14 protein-coding genes are annotated in these 13601 nt (G+C 60.0%); 10 read left to right on the plus strand and 4 right to left on the minus strand.

From position 1 onward, the window contains the following. Positions 1-242: 242 nt before the first annotated feature. The gene (locus tag ACG873_RS10215) at positions 243-1049 is read right to left on the minus strand and encodes an N-formylglutamate amidohydrolase (protein WP_394891610.1); all 807 of its coding nucleotides are present in this window, start codon (positions 1047-1049) and stop codon (positions 243-245) included. A gap of 125 nt (positions 1050-1174) precedes the next feature. On the opposite strand from ACG873_RS10215, the gene ACG873_RS10220 reads away from it, so the two are divergent. From ACG873_RS10220 to ACG873_RS10240, 5 genes are all read left to right on the plus strand, one after another. After that, entirely contained in the window at positions 1175-1966 is a 792-nt protein-coding gene (locus ACG873_RS10220) for an ABC transporter ATP-binding protein (protein WP_394891611.1), read from the plus strand. After that, positions 1959-2693 (plus strand): ABC transporter ATP-binding protein, encoded by a 735-nt coding sequence (locus tag ACG873_RS10225; protein WP_394891612.1) that lies wholly within the window; start codon positions 1959-1961, stop codon positions 2691-2693. Before ACG873_RS10220 ends, ACG873_RS10225 begins: the two co-directional genes overlap by 8 nt. Then, entirely contained in the window at positions 2690-3580 is an 891-nt protein-coding gene (locus ACG873_RS10230; RefSeq protein WP_394891613.1) for a branched-chain amino acid ABC transporter permease, read from the plus strand. The genes ACG873_RS10225 and ACG873_RS10230 overlap by 4 nt, the downstream gene beginning before the upstream one ends. 62 nt (positions 3581-3642) lie before the next feature. Next, positions 3643-4581 carry a branched-chain amino acid ABC transporter permease gene (locus tag ACG873_RS10235; protein ID WP_394893436.1) on the plus strand — a complete coding sequence of 313 codons (939 nt, stop codon included), beginning with the start codon at positions 3643-3645 and terminating at the stop codon, positions 4579-4581. Then, the gene (locus ACG873_RS10240) at positions 4578-5225 is read left to right on the plus strand and encodes a cysteine hydrolase family protein (protein WP_394891614.1); all 648 of its coding nucleotides are present in this window, start codon (positions 4578-4580) and stop codon (positions 5223-5225) included. The genes ACG873_RS10235 and ACG873_RS10240 overlap by 4 nt, the downstream gene beginning before the upstream one ends. Here ACG873_RS10240 and ACG873_RS10245 read toward each other — a convergent pair. After that, positions 5219-6532: a glutamine synthetase gene (locus ACG873_RS10245; RefSeq protein WP_394891615.1), complete on the minus strand. Its 1314-nt coding sequence runs from the start codon at positions 6530-6532 to the stop codon at positions 5219-5221. The two genes, ACG873_RS10240 and ACG873_RS10245, sit on opposite strands and share 7 nt — an antisense overlap. Next, positions 6529-7449: a MurR/RpiR family transcriptional regulator gene (locus tag ACG873_RS10250; RefSeq protein ID WP_394891616.1), complete on the minus strand. Its 921-nt coding sequence runs from the start codon at positions 7447-7449 to the stop codon at positions 6529-6531. The genes ACG873_RS10245 and ACG873_RS10250 overlap by 4 nt, the downstream gene beginning before the upstream one ends. A 162-nt stretch (positions 7450-7611) precedes the next feature. Here ACG873_RS10250 and ACG873_RS10255 point away from each other — a divergent pair, with 162 nt between their 5' ends. The 3 genes from ACG873_RS10255 to ACG873_RS10265 all read left to right on the plus strand — a co-directional run bounded on the left by ACG873_RS10255 (position 7612) and on the right by ACG873_RS10265 (position 10699). Further along, positions 7612-8748 carry an ABC transporter substrate-binding protein gene (locus ACG873_RS10255; protein WP_394891617.1) on the plus strand — a complete coding sequence of 379 codons (1137 nt, stop codon included), beginning with the start codon at positions 7612-7614 and terminating at the stop codon, positions 8746-8748. Positions 8749-8861: 113 nt separating this feature from the next. Next, positions 8862-9434 (plus strand): cysteine hydrolase family protein, encoded by a 573-nt coding sequence (locus ACG873_RS10260; protein WP_394891618.1) that lies wholly within the window; start codon positions 8862-8864, stop codon positions 9432-9434. Positions 9435-10396: 962 nt separating this feature from the next. Next, positions 10397-10699, plus strand: coding sequence for a general stress protein (locus tag ACG873_RS10265; RefSeq protein ID WP_394891619.1), 303 nt, complete (start codon positions 10397-10399; stop codon positions 10697-10699). Between the two features lie 106 nt (positions 10700-10805). Here ACG873_RS10265 and ACG873_RS10270 read toward each other — a convergent pair whose 3' ends face one another. Further along, on the minus strand, positions 10806-11534 hold the full coding sequence (locus ACG873_RS10270; RefSeq protein ID WP_394891620.1) for a Crp/Fnr family transcriptional regulator: 729 nt from the start codon (positions 11532-11534) through the stop codon (positions 10806-10808). 465 nt (positions 11535-11999) lie between these two features. Here ACG873_RS10270 and ACG873_RS10275 point away from each other — a divergent pair, with 465 nt between their 5' ends. Then, on the plus strand, positions 12000-12548 hold the full coding sequence (locus ACG873_RS10275; RefSeq protein ID WP_394891621.1) for a sigma-70 family RNA polymerase sigma factor: 549 nt from the start codon (positions 12000-12002) through the stop codon (positions 12546-12548). 91 nt (positions 12549-12639) lie between these two features. Next, positions 12640-13548 (plus strand): PhnA-like protein, encoded by a 909-nt coding sequence (locus ACG873_RS10280; RefSeq protein WP_394893438.1) that lies wholly within the window; start codon positions 12640-12642, stop codon positions 13546-13548. Positions 13549-13601 lie beyond the last annotated feature (53 nt).

The following is a 13601-nucleotide window of genomic DNA, read 5'->3' on the forward strand; positions in this document are numbered from 1 at the left end:
GAGGCCGTGACCGGACGGCGAAACCAAATCTCAAGTTTCTGTCTGAAGCAGATATCGGCGGGTTAAATAAGTTCGACTGAGCACGCGCCGTAGCATTCAATGATCGCATGAACGTCGACTCTTGCAGCGTCGCCGTTGTGGCACTCTCGTCCACTTTGGAACCCGGCTTCGCTGGCTCCTAGGGAAAATTTCGGATGTTCTCGCATGGCAGATCGTTGCAGGCGCTCGGATACCGTCGCCGATCATGATGAACCCGGCAACAATATCATCGCTTCTTGACCAGCCCGCAACGCACGGGCCAGGAGATCGGCCCAAAGATCTGCGTTCTCATCCTTGGCGATGAGGTCATGGCGAACTTCAAACTCCACGCATGGCAGCCCACGCTTTTCGCCGTGGACCGGGATGGCGTAGTCGGTATCGTCTCCGACCGTGTACGGCTCGTTTACGCCGACGCAGTAGTTCGTATTGGTCTTGAGCCATTCGGCAATCGCCGGCGAAAGCATCTTGTCGCGATTGAAGAGAACGCCGATCTCCCACGGACGGCTTTTGCCGAGGTAGACCGGCGTGAAGCTGTGGATCGTGGTGAGCAGTGTCGTGCGACCTCTGCGCTGGCGCTCGTCGAGAAACGCCGTCACAGCGTTGTGGAAAGGATGGAAGATCGCATCGGCTCTGGCGTTTCGATCTGATACCGAAAGACCGACATTTGCCGGAATTTTTGTCGCCTCACTGATCTCCGGCGCGAAAGCGAGCACGTCGGGGCGCCGGTTGCAGTCGCAGACAAGCCGCGAATAGCGCTGCATGAACAGAGGTGCGTCGAGTTTCGCCGAGAGTGCCAGCGAGACAGCGCGCGCGCCAATGTCCCACGCGATGTGGCGGTCGAATTCGTGCTGCGGGAGGCCCATATCGCCCAGCGAGCGCGGTACGCGCCTACCAGCGTGTTCGCAAATCAGAACGAAATCCGATGTGCCGCCGAGGTTGAAGGCTTCCAGCGGATCAGGCTCGTCGGGGGCAAGGATCGGATGTGTCTGCTGCGAAGCGGCCAGGGCCATACTGTTCCTCCATCTCCGGTGTATCAAATCGTACAGATTTGCTTCAAGCGGGCAGAATGTATCTTTTTGTTGACGGTCGGGCGACCCGCCTCCTATCGTCTCGGAAAGCTGAAGAGAAGGTTGGTTTGGCCGAAGAGAACGTAATCGATGCAAGGGGGCTGTCGCGTGTTTTCGGCGGCCTTGTTGCCGTGGACGACTATTCGCTTGGCCTCCGCGTCGGCGACCTGAACGGCCTGATCGGTCCGAACGGTGCGGGAAAGACGACCGCATTCAACCTGTTGACTGGCGTCACCGCGCCGAGCACTGGTACGGTCACTGTGTCAGGCCGTGACTTGACCGGACGCAGGCCAAGTACGTTCGCACAGGCCGGCGTGGCGCGGACCTTCCAGAACATCCGGCTCTTCAACGATCTCAGCGTCCTTGAGAACGTGATGTGCGGCGGACACATGCGCAGCGGTGCATCTTTCCTGTCGACAATGTTTCGCACTAGCGGCTTCCGGGCGTCCGAGAAAGCAATCGCCGACTTTGCCCATGATGCCGTCAAGCGTGTCGGCCTCGAAGCGCATGCGCTTCGTCGCGCCGGTGACCTGTCCTATGGGGACCAGCGGCGCGTGGAGATTGCGCGCGCCCTGGCGACACAGCCTCGCGTGCTTCTTCTCGATGAACCTGCGGCCGGCCTCAATCCGCGCGAGACAGAAACGCTCGTCGATCTCATCCGCTCGGTGAATGCCGGAATGGGCGTTGCAATTCTTGTGGTTGAGCATGACATGCGGCTGGTCATGAACCTCTGCCGGCGCGTCCAGGTTCTCAATCGTGGCCGCCTGATCGCCGACGGTCCGCCGGCAAGTATCCAGTCGGATCCGGCGGTGATCGAGGCTTATCTCGGCACTCGGCGCAAGGTGGCCGCCGATGCTTGAGGTCGCAAAGCTGAATGTGGTGCGAGGCGCGACGCACGTTCTAAAGGATGTCTCCTTCTCGATTGCGGCCGGCGAACTAGCGGCCCTTGTCGGTGCCAACGGCGCCGGCAAATCAACGACGCTCCTGACATTGTCCGGCCTTCTCAAGGCGCGCTCTGGTAGCGCGATCCTGAACAGTCCGGACGGGCCGCTTGATCTGCTGAGGGCCCCGCCCGAAAAGATCGTCCGCAGCGGCGTCGTCCAATGCCCTGAGGGCCGGCAGATATTCCAGTCGCTGAGCGTTGCCGAGAATCTCTCGATGGGCGCCTACACCCGGACCGACGCGGCTGAGATCAAACGGACGCTCGACCAGGTCGAAGTTTTGTTCCCGATCCTCGCTGAGCGTCGAAGCGTAGCTGCAGGCACCCTGTCGGGCGGCGAGCAAATGATGCTGGCAATGGGCCGTGCGCTTCTCGCCGCGCCGAAGCTGTTGCTCCTCGACGAACCTTCGCTTGGCCTGGCGCCGAAAATGGTCGAAGCGATTTTTGACGTCGTCGCGCGACTGAAGGCTTCGGGCGTGACGATCCTTCTTATCGAGCAGAATGCCGCCATGGCCCTCGAAGTCGCGGATCGTGCATATGTTCTCGAGCATGGTCGGATCGTGAAATCCGGAACGGGCACGGACCTCGCGAATAGCGACGATGTCCGCCGCGCTTATCTTGGAGTCGGCGGGCAGGAAGCCATATGAGCCAGTATCTCTTCCAACAAGTCATCAATGGCTTGGCGCTCGGCAGCCTTTATGCCTTGGTCGCCATCGGCTTTTCGATGATCTACGGCATTGTCCGCCTGATCAACTTCGCGCATGGCGACCTCGTGATGATCGGCGCGTTCACAACGCTTGCGATGGTGGCGACGGGGGTCCCGTGGCCGCTTATCCTGCTGATGGTCCTCGTTGTTGGCGCCGCTGCCGGCGCGACAATCGGCGCGGTGATCTTCCGGCCGCTCATCGGTGCGCCGCAGGTGACCGGTTTCATCGCCACGCTGGCAGTGTCCGTTGCGATCCAGAATGCTGCGCTGATGATCCTGTCGGGCCAGCCGCGCAATTTTCTATTCCCGGCCATCATGCGGCGGCGAGTCGACTTTGGCGGCGTAAATGCATCGGTGACCGACCTGGCGATCATCGGGCTGACGGCGATCTTGATCGGCGCTCTTCTGTACGTGGTCTACCGTACGAAGCTTGGGACGGCGATGCGCGCCACCGCCGAAAATCTGACCGCAGCGCGATTGATGGGCATCGCCGTCGATCGGACAATCATCGTCGCGTTCGCGATCGGCAGCGGCCTTGCCGCGGTGGCCGGGCTGATGTGGGGTGGAAAATTCGGGCAAATCGACCCGCTTCTGGGATTTGCGCCGGGCCTTAAGGCATTCATCGCCTGCGTGATCGGCGGTGTGGGGTCGATCGGCGGCGCACTGCTGGGCGGTTACCTGCTCGGCCTTGCTGAAGTGCTTTTCGTCGGGCTGATGCCGCGCGAGGCGGCAGGCTATCGCGACGCATTCGTGTTCCTGCTGCTGATTATCATTTTGCTCATTAGACCGTCCGGCCTTTTCGTGCGTCACGCCGAGGAGCGCGCCTAATGAAAGGACCTGCAAGCCGCGGCGTCACCACTGTCATTACGCTAGCACTCGTCGCGCTGTTGGTGTTCGCCGTGCAGTCCGTGGCCAGCCCCTATTTCGTGACGCTTGTGGCCGTACTATTCCTGAACGCCGCACTTGCTGTCTCACTCACGGTCTCAAACGGCCTCACGGGGATTTTCTCGCTGGGGCATCCGGCGTTTATGACGATCGGCGCTTATGTTGCCGCGATTCTGACGTTTCCAGTCGGCCGCAAAAGCATGCTGTCCGATCTTCCGGAGATGATGTCGCAGGTGGAACTGAGCCTGCTGCCTTCAGCGCTCATTGCAGGTCTGGTTGGGGCTGTCCTCGCCCTGCTCATCGGTATCCCGGTGCTGCGGCTGCGCGGCCACTACCTAGCGGTGGCGACCCTCGGTCTCATCGTAATCGTGCAATCGCTGGCGACAAATCTAGACGGGTGGACACGGGGTGGCTCGGGGCTAAACGGCGTGCCTCGATTGACTGGCGTCTGGTGGGCTTTCGGGCTGCTTGCTTTTGTGGTGATCGCCGGTTGGCGCTTGAAGTTCTCGTCGTTCGGCCGCGCCATGCTTGCCACGCGCGAGAACGAGCTTGCGGCCGAGTGCACCGGAATCCGAACGTTCAGGATCCGCATGCTCGCCTTCGTGTTCGGTGCTTTCCTTGCCGCGCTTGCTGGCGCCCTGATGGTGCACCTCATTGGCGTCGTCACGCCAAAATCCTACTCCATCATCCTTGCCTTCAACCTCGTGGTGATGGTGGTGATCGGAGGGCAGGGCAGCATTGTCGGCGCCCTTATCGCTGCTGCCGCTATCACTGCACTTTCGGAGGCGCTGCGGCCGGTCGAAGAAAGCGTCGGTTTGTACGGACTCAGCCAGGTAATCGTGGCGCTCGCACTGATTCTTATTCTCTATCTGCGGCCGCAAGGGCTTTTCGGCAGCGGCGAGCCGGGCTTTCTGCGCAATCTGTTCGAGGGGAGGCGCATGTGAGCGAACCGCGCCGACGGGATGTCTTTTCAAGCCGTGCGCAGCCGCTGATGGCGGAACGCACCGGCTTGCTGATCATTGATGCACAGAACTGGGTGATGGACGAGGAAAACCGGCAACCGAGGCCTGAGTTCTACGAGGATGCGCGCCGCCTTGCCATCCCGAACATGGCACGCCTGATCGGCGCGTCGCGGAAATCCGGCGTGGAGGTCATCTACACCGTGATGGAAAATTACACTGCTGACGGAAGGGACCGCAGCCTCGACTACAAGCTCTCGAACTTCTTCATACCGAAAGGTTCGAATGACGCGCAGGTTGTTGCCGAACTTGCACCGGACACCGATGAAATCGTTATCCCGAAGACCTCGTCGTCCCTCTTCAATTCGACGAATTTCGAGTATCTCGTGCGCAATATCGGCCTCGACACGATCATCGTGACCGGCTTTCTCACCGATCAATGCGTAGACCACACGATCCGCGATGGCGCTGACCGCGGATTCCATATGATCTGTGTTTCGGACGCATGCGCGACAGACACGCGTGTCAGGCATACAGCCGCACTCAGTGCCTTCTGCGGCTATTGCCGGACGGAAACAACGGACACACTGCTCAGCGCCATGTCGGCAGACTTCGCGAAAGCTCAATAAGCGGCGCGATACCGCATGCACTGATCTTCCGGTGAAAGATCGCGCATGATGCCGGCCTCATACCGCTTGTGCGCGAGATAGGCGGCCTTCAAATCCGCTCCGATCGTTTCCGCGAGGTCCTCATCTCCTTCGAAACGATCAAGTGCTTCTTCGAGCGACTGGGGCAAACGAACAATCCCCATATTACTACGCTGCTCGTCGGTCATGTTCTGCGGCGCACCCTCGCAGACGGCCGGAATGCGGAAACCCTTGTCGAGTCCCCACAGACCTGCGGCCACGATCGCTCCCAAGACGAGATACGGGCTCGCCGCGGCGTCGGCGGCCCGGTATTCGAAGTGAAACTGTTCAGCCACGTCGGCCTTTGCGCCACCAAAAACGGGGCAGATCCGAACGCCGGCCTCGCGGTCGCGGAAGCCGAGATTGTTGTATGCCGCGCTCCACCTGTTTGGCGTCAACCGCAGATAGGAGATCGATCCGGCTGCAGTCAGCGCCGTGATGGCCGGCAGCTTCTCCAGGATCCCGGCCACGAAGGCGCCGGCGGTCTTTGACATGCCTTGCGGATGCTTGGCGTCGTGGTTCACCGGTGCGCCGTTGGCGTTCCTGAGACTGAAGTGCACGTGCACGCCATTGCCGACGGAATCGGGCCTCAGGATTGGCGTGAAGCTTGCCCGGCCGCCTTCGCGGAAGGCCGTGCCGCGTGCCAGCTCGCGCACCGCGACGGCCTGATCTGCGGCGGCGACACCAACGGCCGGACCCACAGTGACTTCGTACTGCATCGGGCCGTATTCCGGCATGAAGGTGTCAAGCTCGATGCCGGCTTGCTTGAGCGCGCCCAGATAGTTTTCCGCGAAACGGTCCTGCCGGCGGAACGCATCGAGCGCATAGCTCGCGTTTGGCCGCTCCTCGACCGCATCGTACAAGAACTCATGTTCGAAGGCCGCCTTGAGTGTCAGGCCGTGGCGTTCCTTAAGCGCCGCAAGGCCACGCTTCAGGAACCCGCGCGGACAGACAGGCCAGGGCGTACCGTCCAAATGCATGATGTCGGCCATGACGAAGTGTTCAGCGGCGTGGTTGCTGCCATAGTCGACGCGCACCCTGGTCTCTGGCGCCGGCGTCAGCACGAGGTCGCCGAACGGACCCCAGGGGCTCGGTGCGATCGGCCCGTGCGCGGTGATCATGCTGTTCGTCGGCGTCCATCCGATGCCTTTGACGAGCCGCGACTCGAGATCGCTGACGGGAAAGCCTTTGCCACGCACCTGACCCGACAGGTCGGAAGTGCAGATCATCACAATTTCTTCTGGCGTCATTTTCTGTCTCTGAGAGAGGATTTGCGTGTGTTGAACTTGGCTTCGTACGGCGCGAACGGTGCGCGCAGATTCTCCAACAGCGCCATGCGGTCGCGGCCAACGGCCCCGAGGCGGCCGGCGATTGCGCCGACAAGCGCCTCGGCCATGACCATGCCGGGTGCGAGTACGTCGAAAACGGACGGCGACTCGACGGGGACCGTCAGCACATGATCTGCAATCTGTGCGGCAGGTGAGCGCCACTGATCGGTGAGCAGCACGATCGTCGCGCCGCGTTGGTCGGCTGCCTGCGTGAATTCGATGACATCCTGCTGATAGCGCCTGACGTCGAACACGAACAGGATGCTTGACCGGCCCATGTCGAGCAGGTGATGCGGCCACTTCTGCGTCTGGCCGGAAATGATGTGGACCTTGCCGCGGACAGATGCCAGGAGGTCGGCGAAGTAGGTGGCGACGCTTGATGAGTAGCGACCGCCGAGAACATGCACATCGCGCTTACCGTCGCAGAAGAGCGTGACGACGCGATCGAACTCCTCGTTCAGCGATGCCGCGTTCTCACGCATGGCCCGGGTCTGATCTGCGACCGAACCGAGAAAACGCTCGAGAAACGAGCCGCCTGTCTCCGTTCGTTCCCCTTCACGGGTCGCGAAGCGGATCAATGGCGACTGCAATGTCTGCTCGAGGTGGCGGCGCAGCGCTCCCTGGAAGTCCGCGTAGATCGTGAAACCGAGGCGCCTCACCAGGCGCAGGATGGTGGCCGTGCTGACGCCGCTCTGGTCTGCGAAATCAGCTACGGTGGTCAGCCCCGCAACCGGATAATTCGCAAGCAGGTGTCGCGCTGCACGTGCTTCGCGGCCGCTGAGGTCTGTCAACTCGCGCTTCAGCCGCTCCAGCACACTGTCATCTTCAAGTCCCAGCAACGCATCCTCCCCGAGCTTGTATCAAATCAGACAAATCGCGCTGGTTAAAGAAAAATGTATCATTCAATTGACGGGCTCAAACGAGGTATGCATTCTGACCAAAGCCGCGTGCACGTCGGCCCTCCGGCGTTTCATAGACGGTTTTTAACAGGGGAACGTATCATGATGAAACTCATCGCTACCTCTGTTGCGTTCATGGCAATGCTCGGCACGGCCACAGCGCAAGAGACGATCAAAGTCGGGGCTCTCTACAATCTTACAGGCGGCATGTCGTCGCTCGACGGCCCGTCGCTCAAAGGCGCGCAACTCGCCGTCAAGCAGATCAACGCGGCCGGTGGCTTGCTTGGAAAGCAGATCGAATTGATCGCCCCGGATGGCAAGACCGACCAGCAGGAAACGGCAAAGGCCGCACAGCGTGTGTTGTCGGAAGGTGTCGTTGCCGGCATCGGCCAATCCGATACCACCTTTGTCATGGCCGGTGCGCCGCTGTTCCAGGAAAAAGGCATTCCGTTCGTTACCTCGGGCGCGACCCATCCGGAGCTTCCGAAATGGGTCGGCGATAATATGTTCATGACGCCGTTCGGCGATGATGACCAGTCGTTCGCGATTGCCGACTACACCTTCGATAAGCTCGGCGCAAAGACCGTTGCTGTCTGGACGGACAACTCGATGGACTTCACCAAGGCGCTGTCGAAATTCTTCACGCAGCGTTTCGAGGAGAGGGGCGGCAAGATCCTCGGCGCCGACGTGTTCATGATGGGCGACACGGATTTCTCAGCGCAGATCGCGCGGCTTGCCTCGCTCGATCCGAAGCCGGACGCCGTCTTCATATCGGCCATCCCGTCCGAAGCCGGCCTGTCGGTGAAGCAGATTCGCGAACAGGGCATCACCATGCCGATTGTGTCCGGTGACGGCTTCGACACCGAACTGGTTGTCACGGTGCCTGGTCCTGAACTGGCCGACGAGGTGTACTTCTCGACGCACACCTATCGTGCCGACGACCGGCCCGAGGTGAAGAAGTTCGTCGAGGACTACAGAGCTGAGTACGGCATCGATCCCGAGAATGCATTCGCACCGCTAGGCTATGATGCGATGATGCTGGTCGCAGATGCGATCACGCGTGCCAACTCGGCCGAGCCGGCGAAAATTCGCGAGGCGCTCGCAGCCACGCGTGGTTTCAAGGCGGTGACCGGCGAGATCAGCTACACGCGCGAGTCGATGGTGCCACCGAAGCCAGTGTCGATCATCAGCGTAAAGAAGGGCCAATACAAGGTCGAAGAGATCTGGACGCCGAAATGAGCTAAACAAAGGGCACTTCGGCGGGGCTCATGCCCCGCCATTTTCATGAGGGCAGGACGATGACGACGGAAAGCACGCTCGCGCGATATGAAGGCCGGGACCGTAAGCTTGCGGTGACGAAGACCGCCATTCTGGTGGTGGATGCGCAGAATGCGGAATTCGAGCCTGACGTCCTGCAGACGCATCCAGAATTCGCGGCGGCGTTGAAGGCGCGAGCCCTGCCTGCGATGAAGCGACTGGTCACAACGGCGCGCAGCCGTGGCGTCGAGATCATCTACACGGTCATCGAGGCATTGACGAAAGACGGCCGCGATCGCTCGCTCGATCACAAGCTGTCAAACATCCTCGTGCCCAAAGGTTCGCGGCTCGCCGCCGTGATGGACGACGTGGCGCCAGCCGCTGATGAGATCGTGCTGCCGAAAACCTCATCGGGTGTCTTCAATTCCACCAATATCGATTACGTGCTGCGTAATCTCGGGATCGAGAATATTGTCGTCACTGGTTTTGTCACGGACCAGTGCATCGACATGGCGATCCGGGATGGCGCGGATCATGGCTACTACATGATATGCGCGGCGGACGCGTGTGCCGCCTATACCGATGAGCGTCACCGCACGGCGCTGCGCGCCTTCGGTGGATATTGCCGAGTTCAACAGGTCGACGAGGTTCTTGCGGACTTTACTTGAGGCGTGCCGGCGAACGAAAGATTCTAGTCAGTCCGATGCACAGACTGCGTCAGCGATCGTTTGGCACCTATCCAGGCACCCATCTCGCACTTTCGTGACGCCGGCGACGTCCTGCTTTCGGGAAATGGCCAAGCTGGTCTGTTTGTCCGAGATTGGCGCGACTACGATGTCCAGGGTGGTCGCCGGCAACGTCTGCTATCGGGCAACAGCAAAGATCACCTCAACGGCCGACATGGGGGGCGCAAAGCGGTCATTGCGCCGATGAAGGTCACCAATGCGTTCATGACCTTGGCGGGACTCGAACGACAGCATCATCCGCCTGACCAAGTGCTCGGCAAACCGGTTCACAGCGGGTGTCGGCTAAGTCATTGGAATTGTTTGTTGCGCAAGCTGTGAACCAAAATGCCGTGGTTCGCAGCTTCGGAGAACAAACGTCTAAAGAGAACGCTCTGGCGCCGGTAGCGTTGTGTGCAGTTCACAGCTTTTCTGTCAAACCCTGCAGAACTCCGGCATTGTGAGCACCTTCGGCTGAATTGGAGAATAGTTCCGTAGACGGACTGGCGGAGGGAAGGGAACTGGAATCCAACATTCTCCAGCCAGCCTGCTGTTGCCTCGCGATATTAAAAGCAGGGCCCCGCGTCTTCCCCAGCGGTGCACCCGAGGGATGTTTCACTAGAAGAAGGAAAGCAATCGCGCGTCGTCTCATGGCTAACGGCTACCGGCCGGGCAGCAACGGCGGAGAAAAGAAACGAGTCACGTTTCCGAGCAGATCTCGGAATCAAATCCAGGCGATCTCCTTGTCAATAACATATGACAAGTAACGAGAAAAAGATCTAGCTCGTCGTCGCGGAACGATCGGCCGTTCGAAGAGTATTGCGGTTCGACAGACAGGCTGTCGAAAAAGAAGGAGAAATTAAATGCCTAATAACAAACAGAGTTCTTCGGACCGCGGCTTCGCCTCCATGGACGAAGAGGAGCAGCGCGAAATCGCCGGTAAAGGTGGTGAGAGCGTCTCGGATGAAGATCGCAGCTTTTCACAGAATCGCGAGCTTGCGTCTGAGGCTGGCCGCAAGGGCGGGCAACAGTCCGGTGGCAACACCAGCGCCAACCAGCAGCAGCGCGCCGAGGAAGGCGGGGAAGGCGGGCCACAGCGACGAAGCGGCACGCAGGACGTCGAGTCCGGCTCGGAGCGCGAGCCTGGCGGTAATTTCGCTGACGACCCGGAGCGCGCTTCAGAGGCTGGCCGTAAAGGTGGCCGCTCGTAACCACTCAAAGGGGGACAGGAATTCCGTTCCTGTCCCCCTCTCTCGTGAACAGTGCGAAGCCAGAAGCCTATCAATCCAGAGGTGGTGACGAAAACGGCATTCACCATTACCGAGGCTCTCGTATCAAGTTTAAGTAGGTCGGGTCAAAATCCGCCAACTCGCGGAGGCGATCGATATCGAGAATGGTAACCGTTTTGCGATCCCATATGATCAACCCAGATGCGCGCAACTCCTGGATCCTTCGGTTAACGTGTACAACTGATAAACCAACCATATCGGCAATGTCAGACTGCGTAAGGGGTAGTTGGAAGCTTTGGCCACGGACAAGCCCCACCGGTTCCAGACGTGCGTAGAGCTCGCAGATCAAGTGAGCAAGATGAGTATTGGACGGCCGGCGCCCGAGGCAGGTGACCCAGTTCCGCTCTATGGCACCATCTATCACAGTAGAGAGCCACAGCAGACGACCGAGATGGGGCGACGCAGCGATTATGGCTTTGAGACCGGTATGCGGCACGAACGCGGCGAGGCAACCCCCAAGCGACACGACGCTGTGGTCCATGACCTTTAGCAGCATCGAGTGCAGGTCAACGAAGTCGCCCGCTATATGAATTGCAGTAAACTGGCGCTTGCCGTCGGAGACGTATTGCTGGCGGGCTGCAAAGCCGCTCAGAACAAGACAGCTTTCGGTCGGGCGGGAGCCCTCTAACACAAGTTCATCGCCTGCAGCAAACGTCCGGATTCGGAACGGTAGCTGCTCCAGTAACCTCTTTTCGTCCTCGCTGACGTGGTCTCGGCGCTCGAGAGCCAGGATCAGCGCTGTGAAGGTGCCGGTCACAATATGCCGGGGGCACCGACGCCCCTGTAAGGCGGTTGGTCGCGCTGTGGCACAAACTTCTCCTTCTGGGTGCTTGTGGTCGCTCGCCGGGCCAGCAAACACCGATGATCAAGACCCAAGCCTTTTCTAAGCGATCGCGGTTTGCCGGCCAATCCCTCTTTTACCGTCCGGAACTCCGTTCGTCTCACGCCGCGCACCTGCGGGTCCGAATATGCGGAACGGAGTTGACCCTTAACGGGCAGCCGAAACGCACTATGACGCCGTGTCGCCTCGCTCGCGACGAGGACGACGCGACAAGATTCGGCAGTCACGTCCCGAGCCGCAAACTGCCGGAAAATTAGCATTTGTTAGTCTGCACGTAAGTAGTTCCAAAACCGCGACGCCAACGTGGAACCGACCTCCCTTCGACGGGTTAGCCTCGGCCTCGATCGGACCGACCAGGCTTATTCGAACTCGGAGGTGAACATGCCAACAGAGCGGAGCGAGTTTGTGACCCTTATCCCCGCGTTGCGTGCCTTCGCCCGCACGCTATCCAGGGATGGCAGCGAGGCCGACGACCTGGTCCAGGAGACACTGATGAAGGGTATCGCAAACACCAACCGCTTCCAGCCCGGGACCAATTTGAAAGCCTGGCTTTTCACCATCATGCGCAACACTTTCTACACACGCATCAAAAGGGCGAATCGCGAGGGACCCGGTCTGCTTGATTGTGCTTCGAGCCGACCCGCGATCGCGGCGAGCCAGGAGTGGTGGCTACGCAGCCAGGAGATGGCGCGGGCCATCGACGCTCTGCCTGACGATCAGCGCCAGGCTATCGTTTTGATAGGCGTTCTCGGGACCAGTTATGACGATGCGGCAAGTATATGCGGCTGCGCCATTGGAACGATAAAGAGCCGCCTGAGCCGCGCGCGCAACCGGCTGCTCGAAACGCTTGGCGAAACGTCTTCGGAAGATGCCGTAATGACCTCGGACATTTCCGCCGCCATCCCCCGGTCCAACGAGGCGGCGGTTTAGGAGTGCCTCTTTCGATGCACTCAGTTCGGACCCAACAACATCGCAGCGCCGGTTCCCCAGGAGCTCGCCGCAGTAAATAAGGACAACAATGATGAGCGACGCAATTCCCAACTCCCGCCAAGAAAAAAATTTGGCTTACTCGACAGCAAGTGATGACGCTCACACGATCTTGCTCAACGAAGTCAGTTGGGGCGCCATTTTCGCCGGAGTGGTTGTGGCTCTCGTAACGCAAGTGCTGCTTACGATGCTAGGTGCGGGAATCGGTATCGCCACGCTCGATCCCGGGACCGGTGACAATCCCGAAGCATCGACGTTTTCGGTTGCAGCCGGTATCTGGTACATCCTGTCCGGCATTGTTGCTGCGTTCGTCGGCGGCTACGTCGCTGCTCGGATGTCCGGCAAGACGCTCCCGACCACAGGCGCGTTCCATGGGCTGACAACTTGGGCACTCACAACCTTGCTGGTGCTTTATTTCCTTACCAGCACCGTCGGCATGATTGTTGGCGGAGCTTTCAGTGGCATCACAAGTGCTGTCGGCGGCTTGAGCGAGACTATGGCGGAGACTGCGGCCCCAATTGTCGCTGAGGCCAATCCTCTCGACGCTATTGAAGCTCAGGTGCGCTCGACCGGTACGGATCCCGAAGCGCTTAACAATGCCGCTACTAGCGCAATGCGTGCTCTTATCATGGGCAACGAGGCAGATGTCACCACAGCCCGTCAAAACGCAGCACAAGCACTGGCGACGGCGCGTGGCATCCCTCTCGAACAAGCCATCCAACAGGTGACGCAGATGGAACAACGATATCACCAAGCCGTCGAGCGGGCCAAGCAACAAGCGACTGAAGCTGCGGACACCGCCGCTTCGGTCGCATCGACCGGCGCGCTCCTGGCATTCGTCTCACTTGTGCTTGGCGCGATTGCGGGCTGGTTGGGCGGCCGTTCCGGGGTGGTCCACCCTGTCTTTGCAGACCGCATCATACCTACGCGGCGCGTTTTGTAACTACGGGAGCCTCGCTCTTTATGCGGGCGTGCGAGGTCTGATCGAGAACGCGC

The organism is Allomesorhizobium aridi, assembly GCF_043769475.1.
GTDB lineage: Bacteria > Pseudomonadota > Alphaproteobacteria > Rhizobiales > Rhizobiaceae > Allomesorhizobium.